The organism is Corynebacterium argentoratense DSM 44202 (assembly GCF_000590555.1).
Lineage (GTDB): Bacteria > Actinomycetota > Actinomycetes > Mycobacteriales > Mycobacteriaceae > Corynebacterium > Corynebacterium argentoratense.
The window spans coordinates 1545855-1567398 of record NC_022198.1; the positions used below are offsets into that span (position 1 = coordinate 1545855).

General features: G+C 60.0%; 23 protein-coding genes. 3 read left to right on the forward strand and 20 right to left on the reverse strand.

The window, feature by feature from the left end; all coding sequences use genetic code 11:
* Window positions 1-165 precede the first annotated feature (165 nt).
* A complete protein-coding gene (locus tag CARG_RS07215) occupies window positions 166-735 on the forward strand; it encodes a hypothetical protein (protein ID WP_021011991.1) in 570 nt (189 codons plus the stop codon).
* A 116-nt stretch (window positions 736-851) separates the two neighbouring features.
* Here the strand turns inward: CARG_RS07215 and lepA are convergent, their stop codons facing one another.
* Window positions 852-2702 carry a translation elongation factor 4 gene (gene lepA, locus CARG_RS07220; RefSeq protein WP_021011992.1) on the reverse strand — a complete coding sequence of 617 codons (1851 nt, stop codon included), beginning with the start codon at window positions 2700-2702 and terminating at the stop codon, window positions 852-854.
* 75 nt (window positions 2703-2777) lie between these two features.
* Here lepA and CARG_RS07225 point away from each other — a divergent pair, with 75 nt between their 5' ends.
* Both CARG_RS07225 and rpsT read left to right on the forward strand, forming a co-directional pair.
* A complete protein-coding gene (locus CARG_RS07225) occupies window positions 2778-3356 on the forward strand; it encodes a type II toxin-antitoxin system PemK/MazF family toxin (RefSeq protein WP_021011993.1) in 579 nt (192 codons plus the stop codon).
* Between the two features lie 152 nt (window positions 3357-3508).
* The gene (rpsT, locus tag CARG_RS07230; protein ID WP_021011994.1) at window positions 3509-3772 is read left to right on the forward strand and encodes a 30S ribosomal protein S20; all 264 of its coding nucleotides are present in this window, start codon (window positions 3509-3511) and stop codon (window positions 3770-3772) included.
* Window positions 3773-3933: 161 nt separating this feature from the next.
* Here the strand turns inward: rpsT and holA are convergent, their stop codons facing one another.
* The 19 genes from holA to CARG_RS10280 form a co-directional block, all read right to left on the reverse strand.
* On the reverse strand, window positions 3934-4833 hold the full coding sequence (gene holA, locus CARG_RS07235) for a DNA polymerase III subunit delta (protein ID WP_236620185.1): 900 nt from the start codon (window positions 4831-4833) through the stop codon (window positions 3934-3936).
* Window positions 4715-6307, reverse strand: coding sequence for a ComEC/Rec2 family competence protein (locus tag CARG_RS10535; protein ID WP_081761652.1), 1593 nt, complete (start codon window positions 6305-6307; stop codon window positions 4715-4717). The genes holA and CARG_RS10535 overlap by 119 nt, the downstream gene beginning before the upstream one ends.
* Entirely contained in the window at window positions 6304-6987 is a 684-nt protein-coding gene (locus CARG_RS07245; protein ID WP_021011996.1) for a ComEA family DNA-binding protein, read from the reverse strand. The genes CARG_RS10535 and CARG_RS07245 overlap by 4 nt, the downstream gene beginning before the upstream one ends.
* A gap of 75 nt (window positions 6988-7062) precedes the next feature.
* Window positions 7063-7863, reverse strand: a complete 801-nt coding sequence (locus CARG_RS07250) for a DegV family protein (protein WP_021011997.1) — start codon at window positions 7861-7863, stop codon at window positions 7063-7065.
* Entirely contained in the window at window positions 7863-8540 is a 678-nt protein-coding gene (locus tag CARG_RS07255; protein ID WP_021011998.1) for a histidine phosphatase family protein, read from the reverse strand. Before CARG_RS07255 ends, CARG_RS07250 begins: the two co-directional genes overlap by 1 nt.
* Before the next feature lie 2 nt (window positions 8541-8542).
* A complete protein-coding gene (rsfS, locus tag CARG_RS07260; RefSeq protein WP_021011999.1) occupies window positions 8543-9010 on the reverse strand; it encodes a ribosome silencing factor in 468 nt (155 codons plus the stop codon).
* 65 nt (window positions 9011-9075) lie between these two features.
* Window positions 9076-9678 carry a nicotinate-nucleotide adenylyltransferase gene (nadD, locus tag CARG_RS07265; RefSeq protein WP_021012000.1) on the reverse strand — a complete coding sequence of 201 codons (603 nt, stop codon included), beginning with the start codon at window positions 9676-9678 and terminating at the stop codon, window positions 9076-9078.
* A gap of 15 nt (window positions 9679-9693) precedes the next feature.
* Window positions 9694-10329, reverse strand: a complete 636-nt coding sequence (locus CARG_RS07270) for an energy-coupling factor transporter transmembrane component T family protein (protein ID WP_021012001.1) — start codon at window positions 10327-10329, stop codon at window positions 9694-9696.
* Window positions 10329-11015 (reverse strand): energy-coupling factor ABC transporter ATP-binding protein, encoded by a 687-nt coding sequence (locus CARG_RS07275; protein WP_041747682.1) that lies wholly within the window; start codon window positions 11013-11015, stop codon window positions 10329-10331. The genes CARG_RS07270 and CARG_RS07275 overlap by 1 nt, the downstream gene beginning before the upstream one ends.
* A gap of 4 nt (window positions 11016-11019) precedes the next feature.
* Window positions 11020-11571, reverse strand: coding sequence for a biotin transporter BioY (locus CARG_RS07280; RefSeq protein ID WP_021012003.1), 552 nt, complete (start codon window positions 11569-11571; stop codon window positions 11020-11022).
* 52 nt (window positions 11572-11623) lie between these two features.
* Window positions 11624-12880: a glutamate-5-semialdehyde dehydrogenase gene (locus CARG_RS07285; RefSeq protein ID WP_021012004.1), complete on the reverse strand. Its 1257-nt coding sequence runs from the start codon at window positions 12878-12880 to the stop codon at window positions 11624-11626.
* A 23-nt stretch (window positions 12881-12903) separates the two neighbouring features.
* Entirely contained in the window at window positions 12904-14007 is a 1104-nt protein-coding gene (gene proB, locus CARG_RS07290) for a glutamate 5-kinase (protein ID WP_041747683.1), read from the reverse strand.
* 21 nt (window positions 14008-14028) lie between these two features.
* On the reverse strand, window positions 14029-15540 hold the full coding sequence (gene obgE, locus CARG_RS07295; protein ID WP_021012006.1) for a GTPase ObgE: 1512 nt from the start codon (window positions 15538-15540) through the stop codon (window positions 14029-14031).
* Between the two features lie 17 nt (window positions 15541-15557).
* The gene (locus CARG_RS07300) at window positions 15558-15845 is read right to left on the reverse strand and encodes a hypothetical protein (RefSeq protein WP_021012007.1); all 288 of its coding nucleotides are present in this window, start codon (window positions 15843-15845) and stop codon (window positions 15558-15560) included.
* A gap of 167 nt (window positions 15846-16012) precedes the next feature.
* A complete protein-coding gene (gene rpmA / locus CARG_RS07305) occupies window positions 16013-16273 on the reverse strand; it encodes a 50S ribosomal protein L27 (RefSeq protein WP_021012008.1) in 261 nt (86 codons plus the stop codon).
* Window positions 16274-16313: 40 nt separating this feature from the next.
* Entirely contained in the window at window positions 16314-16619 is a 306-nt protein-coding gene (rplU, locus tag CARG_RS07310) for a 50S ribosomal protein L21 (protein ID WP_021012009.1), read from the reverse strand.
* Between the two features lie 161 nt (window positions 16620-16780).
* Complete coding sequence (locus CARG_RS07315; protein ID WP_021012010.1) at window positions 16781-19990, reverse strand: translation initiation factor IF-2 N-terminal domain-containing protein; 3210 nt, start codon at window positions 19988-19990, stop codon at window positions 16781-16783.
* 247 nt (window positions 19991-20237) lie between these two features.
* Window positions 20238-21164, reverse strand: a complete 927-nt coding sequence (locus CARG_RS07320; RefSeq protein WP_021012011.1) for a 2-dehydropantoate 2-reductase — start codon at window positions 21162-21164, stop codon at window positions 20238-20240.
* A gap of 147 nt (window positions 21165-21311) precedes the next feature.
* A complete protein-coding gene (locus CARG_RS10280) occupies window positions 21312-21527 on the reverse strand; it encodes a hypothetical protein (protein ID WP_021012012.1) in 216 nt (71 codons plus the stop codon).
* Window positions 21528-21544 lie beyond the last annotated feature (17 nt).

Consider the following 21544-nt stretch of genomic DNA (forward strand, 5'->3'; position numbering starts at 1 on the left):
CACTATTCTCTTTCCTACCTGCAGGCAACACGCCGGAGCCCCACCAGGCACCAACGCCTGCGGGGACTGAAAAACAAGGTTCAACACGTTCAGGGTGCAGTCACACACTCGCCCGCGTACCCTATTGTTTGAGTATCCACCCTGTCATCTTTTGTGAGGTTTCCTTTGAATATCCGACGCCACCAAGCACACCACAGCCGCAGCATCCGCCGCGCAACCATCACCGCAATCGCAGGGGTTGCCGCTCTCTCCGCCCTAGCAGCATGCAGCCCCACCGAAGAAGAACCCAGCGTGCAGGAAACCAAAATCACCAACACCACCCCTGCACCGAAATCAACCGCCGCAGCATCCCCCAAGCCCGGCGAATCCAAAGTAACCATCGACGCCAACCCCACCGAAGACCTCAAAGCAGGCGACGACATCACCATCGAACTCTCCGGCCTCGACCCCGCACACGGCTACTACGCAGCCATCTGCTCCCCCGTGAAGGTGCCCGGCAACCCAGTGCCGATCTGCAGCGGCGGCCAAGGTGACGCCACCGCACAAGCCTGGATCAAAACCGACGGCGGCACCGCGCCGATCAACGAAGACGGCACCGCAACCACCACCATCGTCGCCACCCCCACCGGCACCGACATCAACTGCCTCGAACAAGACTGCGTGTTGAAAATCTTCGGCGACCACTCCGAAGGCTTCGTCGACGTCGTCGACCTACCCGTCACCTTCGCCAAATAGTTCTGACACGGGGCTCACATAGATCCCCCCAATAAGTCACCCATCGGCCTCTAGCGCATGAAAGAGGAGGCTCCGAAAAGATAGGACGGAGCCCCCTCGCGCTTTTTTAGCCTAGACTACTTGCCTTCGTCCGTCGACAAGGCCGCAACAAACGCCTCCTGCGGCACCGACACCGAGCCAATAGACTTCATGCGCTTCTTGCCTTCCTTCTGCTTCTCCAGCAGCTTGCGCTTACGCGACACGTCACCGCCATAACACTTGGCCAACACGTCTTTACGCAGCGCACGGATGTTCTCACGCGCAATAATCTTCGAACCGATCGCCGCCTGCACCGGGACCTCAAACTGCTGGCGAGGGATCAGCTCCTTCAACTTCACAGTCATCTTGTTGCCGTACCACTGGGCATTATCACGGTGCACGATCGCAGAAAACGCATCAACCGCATCACCCTGCAACAGGATGTCCACCTTCACCAGATCAGCCTGCTGTTCGCCGGCCTCCTCATAGTTCAGCGAAGCGTAACCACGGGTGCGGGACTTCAGCATGTCAAAGAAGTCAAAAATGATCTCGCCTAAAGGCATCGTGTAACGCAACTCCACACGATCCTCCGACAGGTAGTCCATGCCACCCATCACGCCGCGCTTGGACTGGCACAACTCCATGGTGGTGCCCACAAACTCCGCCGGCACAATAATCGTGGTCTTCACGATCGGCTCCCACACCTCGCGCAACTTACCCGCCGGCCAGTCACTCGGATTGTGCACCATCATCTCGGAGCCATCCTCAGCCACCACGCGGTAAGACACACTCGGGGCCGTCGAAATCAAATCCAAATCAAACTCACGCTGCAAACGGTCACGCGTGATCTCCATGTGCAACAAGCCCAAGAAACCACAGCGGAAACCGAAGCCCAACGCCACAGAAGTCTCCGGCTCAAACGTCAACGCGGCGTCATTAAGCTGAAGCTTCTCCAACGCATCACGCAGATCCGGATAATCAGCCTGGGAAATCGGGAACAGTCCCGAATACACCATCGGCTTCGGCTCTTCATAGCCCTTCAGCGGCGACCCCGCCCCCTTAGAAGCCCACGTAACCGTATCGCCCACCTTCGACTGGCGCACATCCTTCACACCAGTAATCAGGTAGCCGACCTCGCCCGGGCCCAAGCCCTTGCACTTCTTCGGAGTCGGAGACACAATGCCGATCTCCAACAACTCGTGGGTCGCACCGGTAGACATCATCTTGATCTTCTGCCGCGGCTCCAGGCGGCCATCAACCATACGGATATACGTCACGACGCCGCGATATGTGTCGTAGACAGAGTCGAAAATCATCGCACGCGCCGGGGCCTCATCGCCGAACTCACTAGTCGGGGCAGGAACAAGCTCACACACCCGATCCAGCAACTCAGGCACACCCTCGCCCGTCTTGCCAGACACACGCAAGACCTCTTCCGGCTCGCAACCAATAATGTGCGAAATCTCCTCGGCATACTTATCCGGATCAGCCGCAGGCAAGTCGATCTTATTCAGCACCGGGATGATCTCCAGATCATTCTCCATCGCCAAATACAGATTCGCCAACGTTTGCGCCTCAATGCCCTGCGCGGCGTCAACAAGCAAAATCGCGCCCTCACACGCCTCCAACGCACGCGAAACCTCATAAGTAAAGTCCACGTGACCAGGCGTATCAATCAAGTGCATCACAATCTGCTCGCCCGCATGCTTGCCACTACGCGGCACCCACGGCAAACGAACATTCTGCGCCTTAATCGTGATGCCACGCTCGCGCTCAATATCCATATTGTCCAAGTACTGGTCGCGCATGTCACGTGCCTCAACCACACCAGTCAGACCCAAAATTCGGTCCGCCAACGTGGACTTACCGTGGTCAATGTGGGCAATGATGCAGAAGTTCCGAATCTGCTTCGGATCGGTAAATGTCTCTTCCGCGAAATTGGCAACCATCGCCCACTCATCCTTTCAACAAGGTATTTCAAACTGAGATCAAACCCTACCCGAAACATCCGCTATCCTGAACACATGAACGCGCTCAGCCGGCTCCTCGGGCGTATCACCGGTCGAATCCAAGGGATCACGGGCGACGACCTCGACGAAGGCCTCCGCCGCATCGGAAGCCAACTAGGTATTGACGTCGCCGACGGTCACTGCACCATGCGAAAACAACGCACCACAGCCGACGCTGCCGCTGACTCCACCCGCCCTGTCAACATCATGCGCCACCCCACCGCCCAACTTAAGCGCAGCATCTACTACGCCCCCGACATGGACGGCCGCGCAGACCCCGGCGAAATCGTCTGGGCCAACATGATGGACAAGCGCACCAAAAAACCCTACGAACGCGCGCTAGTAGTCATTGGTCGCAGCCGCGAACAACTACTCGGACTCATGATCTCCCCCAACGATGCCCACGCTGAGGAAGACAACTGGCTCGACATCGGAGCCGGCGCCTGGGATCGCGGCGGCCGACGCTGCTGGGTCCGTCTAGACAGCGTCGTCGCCGTGCCCGAACTGTGGACCAAACGCCAAGGCGCGATTATCCCCCGCCGCCGCTTCGACCGCATCGCCAACCGCCTCCGTAACGAATACGGCTGGTACTGACGTCAGCTTTTCGCTCCAGCGATTCGACTTCCACACAGCCGCAGTGATAAGGTTGACCGCTGTTGTCGGTCTAACCTGCAGGACCTTGGGCAGGTCGTACAACCGGCACCGCTGAAATTTTTAATCTTTAGAAAGATCAAGAGGTATTTGCCATGGCAAACATCAAGTCTCAGATGAAGCGCATCAAGACCAACGAAAAGGCACGCATGCGCAACAAGGCAGTTCGCTCCGAGCTGCACACCGCTACCCGCAAGCTCCGCGCTCTGGTAGAGGCCGGCGACAAGGCTGCTGCAACCGAGCAGCTCCGCGTCGTTTCCCGCAAGCTGGACAAGGCTGTGTCCAAGGGCGTTCTGCACCGCAACAACGCAGCTAATAAGAAGTCCCGCCTGGCAAAGGCCGTGAACAAGCTCGGCTAATTCAAGCCACTTGTAGAGCCGCTCCACTTTCGTGGGGCGGCTCTTTTCTTTTGCCCCGCCGCGTGCCAAAACTTGCGCATTTGGCACGCTTAGCGGAAGCCGACCTGGGAAAATAGAAACGGGAAGGGGCCAAATGCACAAATTTTGGCACCTGCCTCTGTTTAGCGCCTGGCGAGCTCGCTGATCTCACGCACAGCATGCTCCAGCGCATAATTCGGGTCCCCACCCTGGCCCTTCACGGCAGCCTCAAGCTCGGCGATCACAATCACCGCGCGGCTCACAGAATCCCCATTCCACCGCCGGGCAACCTTATGGGTCTTGTCCATCAGCCAGGGCTGCATCTTCAACTCCCGCGCATCGGGCCTGGCTGTGGAATACATGCGGGCGATCTGCCCCACCTTCGTCGCCAACGCACTAGTCAACAACACCGGCGACAGCCCCAACTGCAATGCCCGGCGCGTAGAGGCAACAGCCCGTGCGGTGTTCCCCGCGCACGCCAGGTCGGCGATGTCGAAACCGGACACCTCCGCCACACCCCGGTAAAACTGGCGCACATTCTCGACGGTGACGTCCCCGCCGGTGTCGGCAACCAATTGCGCCGCAGCGCTAGCTAGTTCACGTAGGTCACTGCCGACGCCTTCAAGCACCGCATTGACGACATCGGGGGTGACCTTGACGCCGTGGTTGCGGAACTCCTGATTGAGCCAGGCAAAGCGTTCACTGGGTTTGACCTTGTCCACGCGCACCACATCCGCCAGCTTCGACAACGGGGTCACCATGTTTTTGGTGCGCCCGCCGCCGCTGTGTTGGATGATCAGGGTGATGCCCTCGGGCGGGTTTTTCGCAGCGTCCAGCAGCACCTGCGCGGGGTCTTTGCCTGCCGCGTCTGCGTCGGTGAAGATCACTACCCTGTCTTCTGCAAACAGTGATGGGCTGAGCAGCTCATACATTTCGCTCAACGTTACTTCGCCTGCGCGCAGCAGGGTGATGGGCAGGTCGGTGCCGGGGGGTAGTTGTTGTCTGACCTGGGTGATGATGCCTGCGCGTGCTCGTTCGGCCAGGTAGGGTTCGTCGCCCAGAATCAGATGTACGCTCACGGCTCCTATCGTGCCACAGCAGCGCGTAGAGCATCCAGGCGAGCCCCAGCCCCAGCCACTGGGCGGGAATGTGGGTGGTGGCCCAGGGTTGCTTGCCGAGTATGTCGGCAACTGTGTTGATCCACCACAAAAATGGCCGCGTCAGCTCAATAATTAATGACGCCGCGGTGGTGTTCACGCAGGCAGTTAAGGTTGCGACCAGCCCCAGGATGGTCACTGGTGGCACTGCCGGTCCGGCAAGCAGGTTAGCGATCAGTGATACCAGGGACGTGCGGCCTGCCATGAGGGCGATGATCGGCATGGTGGACAGGTCCGCGGCAAGGGTGACTGCCAACAGTTGAGCCCAGGGCATCGGTATGCGCGGGAGGATGCGGAAGATGCTGCGCAACAGCACAGGGGTGAGCAAGATGATTCCACCGGTTGCAACCACCGACAGTGCAAAGCCGTAATTCAGCGCCATGCCGGGGTCGAGGATAACCATCGCGATCACTGCCAGAAACAAGGTGTGCGCGGGTTGGGTGCGGCGGTCGGAGACCATGGTGACCACCGCGACGCTGCCAACGATGCCCGCACGAATAACAGAGGCCTCGGTGCCGACCACCGCGATGAACACCGCGAGGCTGATCGCCGCCGCGACCGCCCGCACCTTCGGCGCCTGGGTACCAAGCAGAGCCACCACGGTGCCGAGCACGATCGCGACGTTGGCCCCGCTGACCGCCGAAAGATGAGACAAGCCAGTGTCGATGAACACCTGCCGCTGCTGGGCGCTCTGCCCACTGGTATCCCCAATGGCCATGCCGCCGAACAAGCCTGCATGCTCGCTCGACAGCACGCGCCCAGCAGCCTGCGCCAGCCGCCCCCGGATCCATGCCCACGGGTCGCTGGCCTGCACCACCTGTACCTCGCTGAGCCTGCAAGTAACGCTAACCAGCCCCGGGCGCGTGCTTGGTTGTGTCACTGCGGCCGCCGTGAGGAAGTCCCCACGGTGCACCTCATCAAGGCCCAGACCCGGCGCGAAACAGGGCACGGTCCCCGGGACACCATCAATCCCCAATTGGAGCATCATGGAATGCTCGAGCATTCGTGGCGAGCCCTCGACGCGCCCCACCACATCGATCCTTCTACCCAGCTCCACCGACAGGGGGTGGTTGGCCATCTGCCGGCAGCGCAGCCACGCGACCGCCCCAGCGGCAGAACCCACAGCAGCGCTCAAGCCCGACTGGCCCGCACCATAGGCCCACCACAGAACAGCCACCGCGGCGATAAGCCCTGTCGCCAGCCCTGCGTGCACCGCGAGGCCGCCACCACAGAACCAGATCACCGCACCGGCACTCGCCCACGCTACGATCGCCGGCCACAGCAGTCGGTGTTCTTCGACCGCCCGAGTGGGCTCCAGTGGCTGATAAAAGTCCCCACCGGCCACCGCATAGCGCGTCACAACCGGATGCTGTCTTTCAACGCCTCGAACTTGCTCGGACCAATGCCCTTGACATCCATCAGCGCCTCAAGGCTCTGGAAGCTACCGTGCTCGCTGCGGTGCGACACGATCACCTCCGCTGTCTTGATGCCTACCCCTGGCAAACCAGTGAGCTCCTCGACGCTGGCTGTATTGATGCTAATTCTGGAATCCACCACCGCGCCGCCCACACTCGTGCTATCCGGTGGCCCATCAGCAGCGCCTTGCCCACCCGCAGTAGGCACGATGATGTGTTCCTCATCCGCAACTTTGCGCGCAAGGTTCAGCCCCACGGCGTCAGCCTCCGGCAACAGGCCTGCCTGCTCCACCACATCGGCCACCCTCGATCCAGCAGGCACCCGGATCACCCCGGGGTGCACCACTGCCCCGGCAACACTGACCACAAGCTCGCCGCCCGGCTCCCCCTCCGCGCCACCACCGCTGCCTTCGACGAATGCCACCGACTCTGTACTGCCAACCTCCACCGGCTCGCCCCACGCGTGCACCCTCCACCACGTCCACCCCACCAGCACAAGCAGCAACAGCGCGGCACCAACCGCCGCACGCCACCCCACCCGCAGTCGCCGCCGCACGGGCCGCTGCAGAAACAACAGGTCTTCTTCCCCCGTGGGCTGCACATAGGGCCTAATTCTGTCCAACATGGCGCCCACCCTAGGCCCACGCCCCACAACCCCCACCGCACGCCTGTGAAAAACGACGCGCCTGTGGATAACCCCCTATTCGCTAAACACCGCCGACACAGCAATCGAGCCCGGCCCAGCGTGCACCGCCAACACCTCACTCATCGGCACCGTCATAAACGTCGAGCCCTCCGGCAACACAGACTCCATAGCCTCGCTCAACCTAGCAGCAGCCTCCGATGCCTGGTGCTCCTGCAGCGCAATAAACACCGGACGCGAATTAGCCCGGGTAACAATCAACTCAATAAGCTTCGCAAAAGCCTTAGTCTGGGTGCGGGTTTTCGCCGCTAACTCAATACGACCCCCCTTGATCTGCATGATCGGCCGAGTCGCCAACGCCGCCGACACCAACGCATCAGTCGTCGACAAGCGCCCCGACTTACGCAACCCCTCCACTTTGTCGACGTACAAGAACATCTCCGAGCGCTCCAACGTCGATGACGCCGCCTCGACGCACTCATCCACACTGCCGCCCTCGCCGGCAACAGTCGCCGCAGCCATCGCCGCAGCACCCACGCACATGCCAATCGTGGAGGTCTCGACAACCCGCACGGGCTCCGCGACGTCATCAAACACAGCGGCAGCAGACTCCGCCGACGCGTAAGTAGACGATAAATCCTTAGACAAATGCAAAGCAACAACGCCCTCATCGCCGCCGCGCTCCAACTGGCGCGCATAAGCAGCAACCAACTCCAACGCCGTCAAACCCGCAGTGTGCGCTTCCTCCCCGCTCTCCTCAGGAGGCATCACATGCAGATCCAGCACCTTAATGCCAAGTTCCTCGGCAGTATCATGCGGCAAGCAGCTGGACGAGTCGGTAACAATCCGAACCGGCACTAGCGCATCACCTGGCCGATGTTCCACCCATCCAAATACCACTGGGCAGACTCCGCACCAGCAAACTCCCCCACCCCTTGGTCTGCACGGGACGCCTCAAACTTCGGCCGGGCAGTCAACTCCGCCCAACAAGTGTTCTTCAAACCACTAAACATCGGGTAGTGGCTCACCGGAACATCCAACAGAGCACTGGTCAACGCACCAATGGTTCCACCGTGGGCCACCAGAAGCAACGCGTGGTCATCGTCCCACTGCTCCCACGAAGCCATCATCTCATCAACCACCGCACGAGCACGATCAGCAACCTCCAGGCGGGTTTCCCCACCCGGCGGTGCCCACGTCGCATCATGGCGCCACTGGGCACGCGCCCCCGGCAAAGCCCCATCGACCTCGGCATGCGACTTTCCCTGCCACTGCCCCAAATTGGTTTCCCGCAAACGCTTATCTATCTCGACCGGCACATCCAACTTGGAGGCAACTGCCTGCGCGGTCGTCTTCGCACGCGACAAATCAGAACTAATAATCCGGCCAATATGCTGACGCGACAAGTACTGCGCCGCAATATCCGCCTGCTTGCGGCCAACCGCCGACAGTTCCGTATCCAACTGGCCCTGCATACGGCCAGTGGCGTTGTATTCAGTCTGCCCGTGACGAAGCAGAAAAAGCTTACGGGACATGGCTACAGCTCGTCCCGATCAGGCTCGTTTTCCGCCAGGGGGATCTCATCAATCGACGACACTTCGCGCACGTTGACCTCATCCGCCCACGCGGCCGGGCGCTCAGGCATATCAATGCCCTCAATCTGCAGGTAGGGGCAGTCGCGCCACAGGCGATCCAAACCATAGAAGTCGCGCTCTTCGTCGCGCATAATGTGCACAACAATCTCGCCATAATCCAGCAAAGCCCAGCGGCCCTCGCGCACACCCTCGCGGCGGATCGGCTTCACGCCAGCCTCGCGCAACTTGTCCTCAACCTCATCAACAATCGCACCCACCTGGCGTTCCGTCGGTGCAGACACAATCACAAAGCAATCGGTGATCACCAACTGCTCGGACACATCAATCACAGCAATTTCTTCCGCCAGCTTCTCAGCCGCGGCGTGTGCTGCGATCGTCGCTAATTCAATGGACTTCTCGTGCGCGCTCATGCCCTCTAGTGTCTCACGTGCACAACAGCCACACCAATCTCCCCCACGGGACATGCAGCGTCAGGTTAAGAACCCTCGTACAGATGCGACTTTGCAATATATTGCACAACACCATCCGGCACCAAGTACCACACGGACCGACCGGAGGCAGCGCGGCGTCGGCAATCAGTGGAACTAATCGCCAGGGCAGGCACCTCCACCAAATGAACGCGCTCTTGGGCCTGCGGCGGCAGGAAGCTTTCCTCCAGCTTGTAACCCGGGCGGGTCACCCCCACAAACTCGGCCAGGTCGAGCATCGACTCCCAGTCCCGCCACGTCATAATCTGCGCCAAGGCATCCGCGCCGGTAATAAAGTACAACTGTGCGTCGGGAAACTGAGCTTTAATATCCTGCAAAGTGTCAACCGTGTACGTGGGCCCACTCCGATCAATATCCACCCGGGACACACGGAACCGCGGATTGGGTGCGGTCGCCACGATTGTCATCAGATAGCGGTCCTCCGTGGAACTCACCACCCTGTCAGACTTCTGCCACGGCTGACCCGTGGGCACAAAAATCACGCGGTCTAATTCGAAAAGGTCCGCCACTTCCGACCCCGCCACCAAGTGGCCATTGTGGATGGGATCAAAAGTGCCACCCATGATGCCGATGCGCTGCACGTCTGCCATGCACCAACTCTAGCGCTAGTCGCCCGCCCCACGCGCGATCAGGGCATCACCCAACGTCTGCGCCCGCCGCACGCTACGAATAATCACCGGCACCCCCACGCTCACCAGCGACATGCGTGAACCCCGGGCCCTCGCGGCTTCAATAGCCTGCCCCACCGCCTGCAGCTGCACCGGAATCAGCCGGATCGTCAACATCAACGTCAACGTCACCGCCCGCACGGGCACCCCCACCCGCCCCAAAGGACCAAGCCCACGCTCCAACGCATCCAACATGGCACTCACCCGCGTCGTCAACGTAAACAGCGTCGCCGCAACAATCGACGCATACACGCTGAAAAAAATAGTGACGCCGCGAGACACACCATCCATCCAACACGTCGCCGCACTCAGCACCACCAACACCGGCAGCGGCGGCAACACCTGCGCCCACGCAACCCGCACAGGAATACGTGCCACCGCATAACCCAGCAACGCCACCACAGTCGTACCAGCCGCCACCCACGGGTCAGTCACCACAACGCTCACGACCACAATGAACGCCACCAACAGCAGCATCTTCACCCCCGGACGCATCCGATGCAACACCGTATCGCCATCGATATACGTGCCCAACATCGCATTGGTCACCAGCACATTACGCACAGACGCCATCACACCACCCGGCGCGTATAAAAATCAATGACGTCGCGGGGCTCACCGTCAGCCACAATACTGCCCTGGTCGATACACAACGCCCGATCAAAATCAGACACAAAATCCAGATCATGCGTGACCACATACATCGACTGCTCGATCCCCTGAAACACCTCTCGCAGCATCATCCGGTTACGCAAATCCAACAAAGTCGTGGGCTCGTCAGCGATGATCAACTGCGGCTGCATCACGCACACCGACGCCAACGCCAACAACTGCTTCTGCCCACCCGACAACACATGCGGCGAACGCTTAGCCAACTCGCCCAAACCAAAACGATCCAACACAGCATCCGCCGCCCGACGACGCTCCTCCTTTTTTTTGACGTCGCGACGCAGACTGAACTCCACATCCTCACGCACCGTCGGCATGATGATCTGATTATCAGCATCCGCGAACACAAAGCCGACCCGACGACGAACCTGTTTACCCTGCTTCACAGGATCCAGCCCATCCACCCGAACAGTGCCACACGTAGGCTCCAACAGCCCATTAATCATGCGGACAAACGTCGACTTCCCGCCCCCATTCAGCCCGATGATCGCCACGCGGCGCTGAGCCAACGCGACGTCAACACCCGAAAGAATCATCCGATCGCTGCGGTCGGGCTGAAACCCCACCGCAGAGAAAACAACCTCCGGGATGCTACTAGCGCACATCGGGCAACGCGCGCACAACCGCCACCGAAATCGCAGTGATAGCGATCGCCTTGATAACCAAACCCGGAAGGAACGCAAACTGGGCAGTCACCGCAGCCTGCAAATCCAAGCCCGAACGGATCATCAAAACCGGCACACCAAAGACGTACTGCGACAACAACGCCAGCACAGCAGCCACAGCAAAACCAACGGTCATCACACCCGTGGAACGCTTCAGCGAACCTTGCGAAATCCAGCCAGCAATAGGAGCCGAGAAAAGATACCCCACCAAATAACCCGCCGAAGGGCCAGCCATCGCCGCCAACACCGTGCGGCCACCAGGCAACACCGGCAAACCAATCACACCAAGCAGCAAGAACACCGCCACAGCCAACGTGCCGCGCTTAGGGCCCAACACCAGACCAGCTAAAACACAAAACGCATTCTGCAACACGATCGGCACACCAGCCACCGGGGACGGAATCGACACCATGCCCGAAGCAATAATTAGGGCCGCGAACACCGCGACAGACGCGATCGTGCGAAGTTGAGTAGAAGACATGCACCTATTTTTACATGAAACGTAAACTTAACTACACCTTGGGGGTGCGAATTTAAGGGCGAGTATGGCCATCCCCACGCACAATCCACTTCATCGCCGTCAACTCCGGCAAACCCATCGGCCCACGCGCATGCAACTTCTGCGTCGAAATACCAATCTCCGCCCCCATACCAAACTGCTCACCATCACTAAACGCAGTCGACGCATTAACATTAACCACCGCAGAATCCACCCGGGCAACAAAATAATCAGCCGTGGACACCGAATCCGTCACAATCGCATCCGTATGGCCGGAAGAAAAACGCGCAATGTGATCAACCGCAGCATCAACACCATCAACCCTGGCCAACGCAATATCCATCGACAGATACTCCTCCTGCCAATCCCGCTCAGTCGCCTCCACCCGAGACCTAAACTCCAAGCCCTCCAGCTGCTCCGCATGCACACGCACACCCGCAGACTCCAACGCATCAACAATGCGCTGCTGTGCGGCCGCAGGCAACGCGGCGTCAACAAGCACAGTCTCCGTCGCATTACACACCGACACACGCCGCGTCTTGCCATTGAGCAGCACCTTGATCGCCATATCCACATCTGCGTCGCGATCAACAAACACATGGCAATTACCCGTACCAGTCTCAATCACCGGCACCGTCGACGTCGTCACCACCCGCTCAATCAACCCCGCCCCACCACGCGGAATCACAACATCCACCAATCCACGCGCCGACAACAGGGCATCAATCGACTCATAGTCCACCGGCAGCAGCTGCACGCACTCACGCGGCAACCCCTCTGCAACCGCTGCATCCTGCAACAACGCCACCAACGCCCGGTTGGACTGCTCCGCACTACGCGATCCCCGCAACACCGCCGCATTGCCCGACTTCAACGCCAAACCAAACGCATCAACCGTAACGTTCGGACGCGCCTCGTAAATCATCCCCATCACACCCAAAGGCACGCGGACTTTCTGCAACCGCAAACCATTGGGCAGCGTCCGGCCACCAAGAACCTCCCCCACCGGATCCGGCGCCGCAACCAACTGGCTCAAACCTCCGGCAATACCTTCCAAACGCTCACGATCAAGACGCAAACGATCCACCAAAGAGTCATCCATACCTGCCGCTTGACCTGTGGCAACGTCGCGCTCATTTGCGGCAAGAATAACCTCGGCGTCATCAATTAATGACGCCGCGGCGCGCTCCAGCACCGCATTTTTCACCGCCGTCGACGCCACGGCAAGCTTGCGGGAAGCCGCACGCGCGGAAAGAAGGGTCGAATGAACTACTTCAGTGATGCTAGACATAGTCACCCAGCATAGCGCGGGAGCTACGCTCGAGTGACGAAATTCGACAGATAATCCGCGTGCACCACAGGCCGGTGCATAGCCTCCGGCAACTCAGCCGACTGCTTACCCAACATGCCAGCCAAAGTGCGACTATCGTAGGCGACCTCCCCACGGCCAATCACCTCACCCTTCGGGCCGTGGATCTCCACAATGTCACCCGAATGGAACTCGCCGCTGATCTCCGTCACCCCCACCGCCAACAAACTGGTGCCGCCGCTGGTCACCGCACGCATCGCACCTTCGTCGATACGCAACGTGCCGGACACATCCGCCGCATACAACGCCCAAAACTTCCAGGCAGACAGCCGACCCTCACCCGGGTGAAACACCGTGCCACAGGAAGCATCGCCCAACGCCGTCGCAATATCGGATGCGCTGGCCAACAGCACCGGCACACCACTGCGGGAAGCCAAACGCGCAGCCGAGACCTTCGACCCCATCCCGCCGGTACCCACGCGGCCACCGTCACCAGCGACGACGTCATCAAGATCGCCAGCCCCACGCACCTCCGAGATGAAACGCGCCTGCGGATCGGCAGGGTTGCGGTCATACAGTCCATCCACGTCGGACAACAGCACCAACGCATCCGCCCCCACCAGGTGGGCAACAATCGCCGCCAAGCGGTCGTTGTCGCCAAAGTTCAGCTCCGTGGTGGCCACCGTGTCGTTTTCGTTAATGATCGGCACGCAATGCATCTGGCGCAAACGGTCGATCGTGCGCTGGGTGTTGCGCGCCCGACTGCGAATACCGGCATCGCTAGCGGTAAGCAACACCTGCCCCACCATGCGATCGTAGCGGGCAAAACTACGGCCCCACTCGTGAGCCAAAGCCACCTGGCCGACGCTGGCCGCCGCCTGCTTCGTGGCAAGATCCTTCGGCCGCTGGCTCAATCCCAACGCCGGCATACCGGCAGCCACCGCACCGGAGGACACAACGTATACATCGCTGCCGCGCTCCATCCGAGCCTGCAAAGCGTCGACGAACGCATCGATGCGGTCGGCATGCACGCGCAGGTCATCGCCGGTCAGCGAGGATGAACCAATCTTGACAACAATCCTCTTAGCATTCGCAATCTGCGAACGAATATCCACTGTTGCACCCACTGTTTAACCCTGCCAGCGCTCGCGATCAGCCACCTGGCCATCGCCAAAGTCGAACTCGTCGATTAGGCCACGGCGGACCTGGGATGCGCGCTTACGTTCCGCCGCGGACACACGACCGGTCTTTTCCAGGCGCACGTCGGTGCCGCGGCCCGTCATGGTGGTGTCCACACCAGCGGCAGTCATTGGCTCCCATTCGAAGCTGATCTCGCCGATCGTGACGGTGCATCCCTCGACGGCACCCGCCTTGAACAATGCTTCCTCCACGCCGAGCTTCGCCAGGCGATCCCCGAGGAAGCCGATGGCCTCGTCGTTTTCAAAGTCGGTCTGGCGGATCCAACGCTCCGGCTTTTCGCCGCGGATAATAAAGCCGTCTTCGACCTGCGGATCGGCCTCCACCACAAAGTCGCGTTTACCGTCCACAGCCTTAGGGCGGATGATGGTCTTGACCTTCACCTTGTCCTTGTTCAGACGCTGCTGTTCGGCACGGTGGGCCTGCACCATTTCCATCAGTTTGTACTTCAAAGGCTCCAGCCCTTGATGCGCCACGGTGGAGATGATGAAGATCGGCCAGCCGAATTTTTCCTTCAGGTCCTCTTCCACGAACTCGGCGAGCTCGCGGGCCTCTGGCACATCCGCCTTGTTGAGGATGATGATGCGCGGGCGATCCTTCAGGTCACCTAGGCTGGTGTCGCCGTCGAGAGCGGACTCATAGGCGGCGAGCTCAGCCTCCAGGGCCTCGATGTCGCTGGCAGGGTCGCGCCCGGGTTCCAACGTCGCGGCGTCAACAACGTGAGCTAGCACCGCTGTGCGCTCGATGTGGCGCAGGAAGTCCAGGCCTAACCCCTTGCCTTCAGAGGCACCCGGGATCAGCCCCGGCACGTCAGCGATGGTGAAGGTGTCGTGTGCGACATTGACCACGCCTAGGTTGGGCTGCAGCGTCGTAAAGGGATAATCGCCAATCTTGGGCTTAGCCGCAGACAACACCGACACTAGGGAGGACTTACCCGCCGAAGGGAAACCCACTAGCCCTACGTCCGCCATGGATTTCAGTTCCAAAATGACGTCGTGTTGCTCACCGGGTTCACCCTTGAGCGCGAACCCAGGTGCTTTACGCACACGAGACGCCAGCGCTGCGTTACCAAGCCCACCATGGCCACCGGCTGCAGCCACATAGCGCATGCCGTTGTCGGTGAGGTCGGCCATGACGTTGCCCTTTTCGTCAAGGACAACGGTGCCGGCCGGGACCTTCATCACGAGGTCTTCGCCGCGAGCACCGTTACGGTGGTCGCCGGCGCCGTTAGCGCCGCGCTGGGCTTTGATGTGCGGGCGGAAGTGGAAGTCCAGCAGGGTGTGGACCTGCGGGCTGACCTCCAAGATGATGTCGCCACCGTGGCCGCCGTTGCCGCCATCGGGCCCACCGAGCGGTTTGAATTTTTCGCGGTGGATGGAGGCACAGCCGTTGCCGCCGTCACCGGCGATCAGGTGGAGCACGACGCGGTCGACGAAGCGGTTCATGTGTTTCCTTTTAAGATCTAGAAAGCTTTAAGCACTTGAGTGTAGCTCAAAGCGCACGCAATCCACACGATCCCCGATGCAGACAGCACCGCCGGGGTATAGAGCGGAGGTCCCAGTGCGTAGGCACAGGACATTAAAACGAGCGGAACAACAGCCCACCCGATACACACTATGGTGCCGGTTTTCTTTGTCAGGCGCTGGGCTAGGTAGAGGTAGAACAGCCAATAGGCAGTGACCGAAAGAACTTCGACGACGCCGAGGGTGAGAGCAAACGCTGGGGGCTGAATGTCATCGGTCTTACGCAAAGCGATAAACGCAATGAGCCCAACAATAAGGACTGCTGCGGCTTTATCGAAGGTGCCACGTATGCTCTGAATAACCGATCTCCTAGGGACGTGTGAGTGTCAGCCACCATACCAAAAACCGCTGGCCTCCCTAGACGGGAAACCAGCGGTTTTTGTGAAAGCTAGCTTTAGGCAGCTTCGGTCGGAACGATGTTCACGACGCGACGGTTGCGCTTGATGGAGAACTTCACTGCGCCCTCAGCAAGAGCGAAGAGAGTGTCGTCGCCACCGCGACCGACGTTCTCACCGGGGTGGAAAGAGGTACCACGCTGGCGAACCAGGATTTCGCCGGCCTTGACCTGCTGGCCACCGAATCGCTTGACGCCTAGGCGCTTTGCCTCTGAGTCGCGACCGTTGTTGGAGCTAGATGCACCCTTCTTGTGTGCCATTGTCTTTTCCCTCCTTAAGAGAAAATCAAAGCCTGCCGGCTTACTTGATTCCGGTAACCTTCAGCACGGTCACCGGCTGGCGGTGGCCCTGACGCTTCTTGTAACCAGTCTTGTTCTTGTACTTCAGGATCTTGATCTTCGGGCCCTTAGCGTGCTCGACGATCTCAGCAGTGACGTTTACCTTGGCGAGGGCGTCAGCTGCAGAAGTTACATTAGCGCCATCGACGAGCAGAACCGGGGTGAGAGCCACGGACGAACCCGGCTCACCCTCGATCTTCTCGACCTTGACGAGGTCACCTTCGGCAACCTTGTACTGCTTGCCGCCGGTCTTGACGATCGCGTACATAGGAGGGCTACCCCTTATCTATTAACTCGGCTCAGGCTATCGCCTGAATGGACTTCAAAACTTTGTAAACCTGTTCGGAGCACACGCGTGCTCTAAACAGCGACTGTCAAAGACTACCCGGTGATGGGACCCAAACACAAACTGGGCCCATCACCCTCGTCCTAGTCTTCGCTCCGCTTGACGACAACGCGGCGACGGCGACGCCCAGAGGGGCTAGGGCGCTCGGCTTTCTTCGCAACAATCTTCGGTGCAACGGGCTCGGACTTTGGAGCTGCCGACCTCTGCTTCCGCGTTTCCTGGCCGTCCGATTGCTTAGCACTGGAGATCTTCTTCACCACGCGGCGGCGGCCACGACCACGGCGTGGCTCTTCCTTCTCCGCAGGCTTCTTTGCCTCTGGCTTGGTCGCCTTGTCCTCGGCCTTGGCACCATCCTCACGCTTGCTCAAAGACACCTTCTTGGCGCGGCGAGCACGACGGCGCTGGGAGTCACTAGGCTTGGACTCTTCCTCCGCCCTCTGAGGTTCTGCTGCCTGGTCGGCCTTGTCCAGCTTGGCTTCGAAGTCCTCACGCTTGGGTGCGTGATCAGAGCGGGAGTTGCCGCGGGTCTTACGACGCCTGCGGGGGGACTTTTCAAACTGCTCGGTGGCTTCCTCGAAGGTCTCAGCCGGGCGGTATTGCGCACCACTAGGCTCATCGGGGTCTTCCGCGTCAGCCACATCCAGCGCGGCCGACACAATGCTGCTGATGCTCGGCTCAGCTGAGTCGGCGTGCTCTTCCTTGCGACCTGCGCGCCAGCGGCTGTTCTTGCGAGCGGGACGCTTGTCCTTCTTCTCTGCCTCCGCATCCTGAGTCCCGGCACTGTCAGCGTCATCGCTGACCACTATGACTGCATCAACAAGCTCTTCAATGCTTGCGCGGCGGCGACCCGCCCCACGGCGCTTGCCCTCAGCCTTCGGCGCCTTGTCTTCCTGCTGAGCATCTTCCGACTTCTCTGCTTTCTCTGCCTTCTTAGGTGCGTCCTCGCGGATCGGCCGACGACGCTTCGGGGCGTGTGCCGGCGGTGCATCGCTGGACTCATCAACAGGATCATCATGAATAATGACGCCGCGTCCATCACACGCTTCGCACTTGGTTGCGAAGGTTTCCAGCAAGCCTGTGCCCAGGCGCTTACGGGTAACCTGCACCAAGCCTAGGGAAGTCACTTCGGACACTTGGTGGCGGGTGCGGTCGCGACCCAGGGCCTCTTTGAGCCGGCGCAGCACAAGATCTTGGTTTTGCGGCAGCACCATGTCGATGAAGTCGATAACGATCATTCCCCCAAGGTCGCGCAGACGCATCTGGCGGACGATCTCTTCCGCAGCCTCGAGGTTGTTCTTGGTGACCGTTTCCTCAAGGTTGCCGCCGGATCCGGTGAATTTACCGGTATTGACGTCGATGACGGTCATCGCCTCGGTACGCTCGATGATCAACGTGCCACCGGAAGGCAACCATACCTTCTCCGAGAGTGCCTTGTGGAGCTGCTCCTCTACCCTGTAGGCCTTAAAGACATCGTGTCCTGTACCGTCGGATTCTTGCTCCCCTGCGGGGGCTACGTCACGATCCTCAAAGCGATGAACGCGATCCATTAGTTCGGGCGCCACTGCTGACACATAGGAACGCACGACGCTCCAGGAGCGCTTGCCCTGAACAACGAGCTCGTCGAAGTCCTCGTTGAAGAGGTCGCGAATAACCTTGACCAACAGGTCGGGTTCTTCATACAAGGTGACGGGGTCTTTAGACTTGGACTTCTTCGCTTCCGCCACCGACGCCTGGATCTGCTCCCACAAAGAGTGCAGGCGGTTGACGTCCGCTTCAATGGCCTTTTCGTGGACACCCTCTGCCGCAGTACGAATGATCGCGCCACCGGATTTCGGCACGACGTCATGCAGAATCTGCTTCAGCCGCTTACGCTCACTTTCGGGAAGCTTGCGGGAAATACCAGCGCTGTGGCCGCCGGGCACGTACACAAGGAAGCGTCCCGCCAAGGAAATCTGGGTGGTTAGGCGCGCACCCTTGTGGCCGATGGGGTCTTTAGCGACCTGCACGAGCACTGGGTCGCCGGGCTTCAACGCCTGCTCGATCTTGCGGGAACGGCCGCCGAGGCCCGCGTTACGCCAATCAACCTCACCGGCATACAGCACACCGTTGCGACCCTTGCCGATGTCGATGAAGGCGGCTTCCATGCTGGGAAGCACATTTTGCACGCGTCCCAGGTAGACGTTGCCCACCATCGAGGTTTGGGTTTCACTGGTAACGAAGTGCTCGACCAACAACCCGTCTTCAAGCACACCCACCTGGGTAACCAGGCCCGCGTGGTCTTCACGCTGTTTCTCACGCACGAGCATGGTGCGCTTGACGGATTCGCGGCGCGCTAGGAATTCCGCCTCGGACACGATGTGGCGCTTCTTGCGGCCTTCTTCACGCATTTCGCTGCGGCGGCGGCGCTGGGCCTCCAACCTGGTGGAACCCTTGATTGCGGTGGGTTCGTCGGTTACTTCCTCCGGCGCATCTTTAATGTTGACGCCGCGTCCGCGACCTGCCCCACGCTTGCCACGGCGCCGCGGGCGCTCACCGTCGGACTGTTCCTCTGTGTCCTTTGTGTCCTTGTCTACGTGGAGGGTGTGGATTTCTAGGTCATCATCGTCGGAGTGCAGGGGTTCCGGCGGCATGAAAATGGGGGTGACTGCTGGCAGTTCTGACTGCGGCGCCGGGGTAACTTCCGGAACAACCTCGTGTAGCAGGCCGTCTTTTTCCTCCCAGACTGTGCCCTCGGCGTCTTCGTCGGCCTTGTCGGTGATGCGTTCGCCTAGGTCGCGTTCCACCTTCTGTTCAATTTGGTGGATTTCGTTTTCCACGTTCTTCGCGACGCGCTTGACCAGCTTGGCGTCAGCGGGGTCTTCTACAGAGCTAGCGAGCGCCTCGGCATCTACCTGGGTGGTCGCTCGGCGGCGTCGGGTTGCACGGCGTGCGGTCTTCTTCGGTTCCTTCTCGGGTTCACTGTCCTCGACCACCTCAGCCGCTGCAGCCTTGGGAGCCTTCTTAGCAGCTTTCTTGGTGGTCTTTTTGGTTGCCTTCTGCTTAGTTCCAGCCGCCTTTTTGGTGGTTTTGCGGGCCTTCTTCTTGGGCGCGAGCGCGTCGAGGGTTTTTTCCACCTCTTCGCGGCTCAGGCTAGATTGTGCGACCTTCACCAGCCCGATGCCGTCGAGGACGCTAATGAGTTCTTTGGACTGCACACCCAGCTGTTTGGCTAGTTGGTGCACGCGGGTTTTCTCCCCGATTGAGCTGCGGTCGTATGATGCTGCCGCTGTGCTTGGGGGATTAGTTGAAGCCACTGTGAGGGTTCTCCTTTTTATTTTTAATTCCCCGGGCGCTTGAGCTGCCTCGCGGGGATTGGTCTACCGCCATTGTGTCACACCCTGTCACTGGTGGGGTGAGGGACTCCTCACACCTTTACTTCCCAGACCGGAAAACAAGCGCTATTTTTTCCAACATAGAAAACAACGCACTTGACCTAGCAGCAGCAGCCTCGCAACGCGGACAAACCCTCGCCACCCTCCACGGCGCACGAGCCTACGCCGATCACATCGCAGCACTGCGCGCCTTAAGCACGTCGTAAACCACCCCACACACCGGCGCACGCACACCACGATCTCTACCCATCCGCACGATCGACCCCAACTGTACATCGAGCTCATTGCGCCGACCTGCAGCAATATCGCGTTGCATACTGCTTGTTGACGTCGCGTCCATCCGGTCCGCAAACGCCATCGTGCGCACCACGACGTCATCACTCAACGGAACACCACACTCGCGTCCAATCCGCGCGGTTTCCTCCATCATCTCCTGCAAATCACCCCGCAACTCGCTCAACGCATAGCCCAGCGGTTTATCCGCCAACGCCCCCAACGCGCCAAACGTCGCCACAAACATGGCCTTCTCCCACACATCCACCCAAATGTTGTCCAGCACAGCCGCATCAACACCCTGGGAAGCCAGCAGGCCAATCATCCGCCCCACAGCCTCCGGCACCGGTTGGCCAGGGGCAAAACTGCCCACATTCAACCCCCACGGTCCAGGCAACAACCGCACAGCAGCAGGGCCCTCATGGTGCATGAACCCCCGCACCACACCCGGAATGACAACCTGCTCCCCCACTACCTCAGCCGCCCGAATCGCCGACTCCACACTGTTATGAGTCACGACAATCGGGATATCCCCACCGAAACCATCAAACTCCCCCTCAAAAGAAAAGGCCTTCGTCGCAATCAACACCACATCCGGCCGGGCAGCCAACACCTGCTCAAGAGGGCCCGCATCCGCGGAAAAACGCAGAGACTCATCCTGCCCAGAACGCGCATCCACAAACTCCGCCTGGCCAGAACGAAGATGTTCCAAAGTTTCACCCCGAGCAACAAACGTCACCCGAACCCCCGCCCGAACCAAAGGAGCAGCAAAACTCACTCCGACCGCCCCGGCGCCAACAATGCATACGTGAAGATCAGTCATGCCTCGACACTACCGAAACAAACACGGCGGTGACCACGGCCACACAAGCACCGAAGCCAAGCATCTGCGGATAACTAAGCACCCCACCCAAACGCGTCAACAACGCAGGAAACACCATCCCCACCGCAGCACCCGCCAAAAAACGAACTAGCCAAAGTCGTCTCCATCCTGCGGCAAGAAAACCACTTCGTCACCCGCCTCACCGTCGCCGTCCTCCACGACATCAACTTCGCCGCCGCCTACGCCGACCACATCTGCGCCATGAACAACGGCCAGGTCACCGTCTTCGGCACAACCCGCGACGTCATGAATGATGAAACCCTCAGCCACGTATTCCACACCCCCGTTTCGGTGTTTGATCACAGCGGCCGACTACTCGC

Excerpts from the sequence above, each read along its gene's own strand:
- lepA (WP_021011992.1), bottom strand. The coding sequence starts at position 2,702 with ATGGTTGCCAATTTCGCGGAAGAGACATTTACCGATCCGAAGCAGATT.
- CARG_RS07225 (WP_021011993.1), top strand. The coding sequence starts at position 2,778 with ATGAACGCGCTCAGCCGGCTCCTCGGGCGTATCACCGGTCGAATCCAA.
- rpsT (WP_021011994.1), top strand. The coding sequence starts at position 3,509 with ATGGCAAACATCAAGTCTCAGATGAAGCGCATCAAGACCAACGAAAAG.
- CARG_RS07245 (WP_021011996.1), bottom strand. The coding sequence starts at position 6,987 with ATGTTGGACAGAATTAGGCCCTATGTGCAGCCCACGGGGGAAGAAGAC.
- CARG_RS07255 (WP_021011998.1), bottom strand. The coding sequence starts at position 8,540 with ATGTCCCGTAAGCTTTTTCTGCTTCGTCACGGGCAGACTGAATACAAC.
- rsfS (WP_021011999.1), bottom strand. The coding sequence starts at position 9,010 with ATGAGCGCGCACGAGAAGTCCATTGAATTAGCGACGATCGCAGCACAC.
- nadD (WP_021012000.1), bottom strand. The coding sequence starts at position 9,678 with ATGGCAGACGTGCAGCGCATCGGCATCATGGGTGGCACTTTTGATCCC.
- CARG_RS07270 (WP_021012001.1), bottom strand. The coding sequence starts at position 10,329 with ATGGCGTCTGTGCGTAATGTGCTGGTGACCAATGCGATGTTGGGCACG.
- CARG_RS07280 (WP_021012003.1), bottom strand. The coding sequence starts at position 11,571 with ATGTCTTCTACTCAACTTCGCACGATCGCGTCTGTCGCGGTGTTCGCG.
- CARG_RS07285 (WP_021012004.1), bottom strand. The coding sequence starts at position 12,880 with ATGTCTAGCATCACTGAAGTAGTTCATTCGACCCTTCTTTCCGCGCGT.
- obgE (WP_021012006.1), bottom strand. The coding sequence starts at position 15,540 with ATGAACCGCTTCGTCGACCGCGTCGTGCTCCACCTGATCGCCGGTGAC.
- rpmA (WP_021012008.1), bottom strand. The coding sequence starts at position 16,273 with ATGGCACACAAGAAGGGTGCATCTAGCTCCAACAACGGTCGCGACTCA.
- rplU (WP_021012009.1), bottom strand. The coding sequence starts at position 16,619 with ATGTACGCGATCGTCAAGACCGGCGGCAAGCAGTACAAGGTTGCCGAA.
- CARG_RS07320 (WP_021012011.1), bottom strand. The coding sequence starts at position 21,164 with ATGACTGATCTTCACGTATGCATTGTTGGCGCCGGGGCGGTCGGAGTG.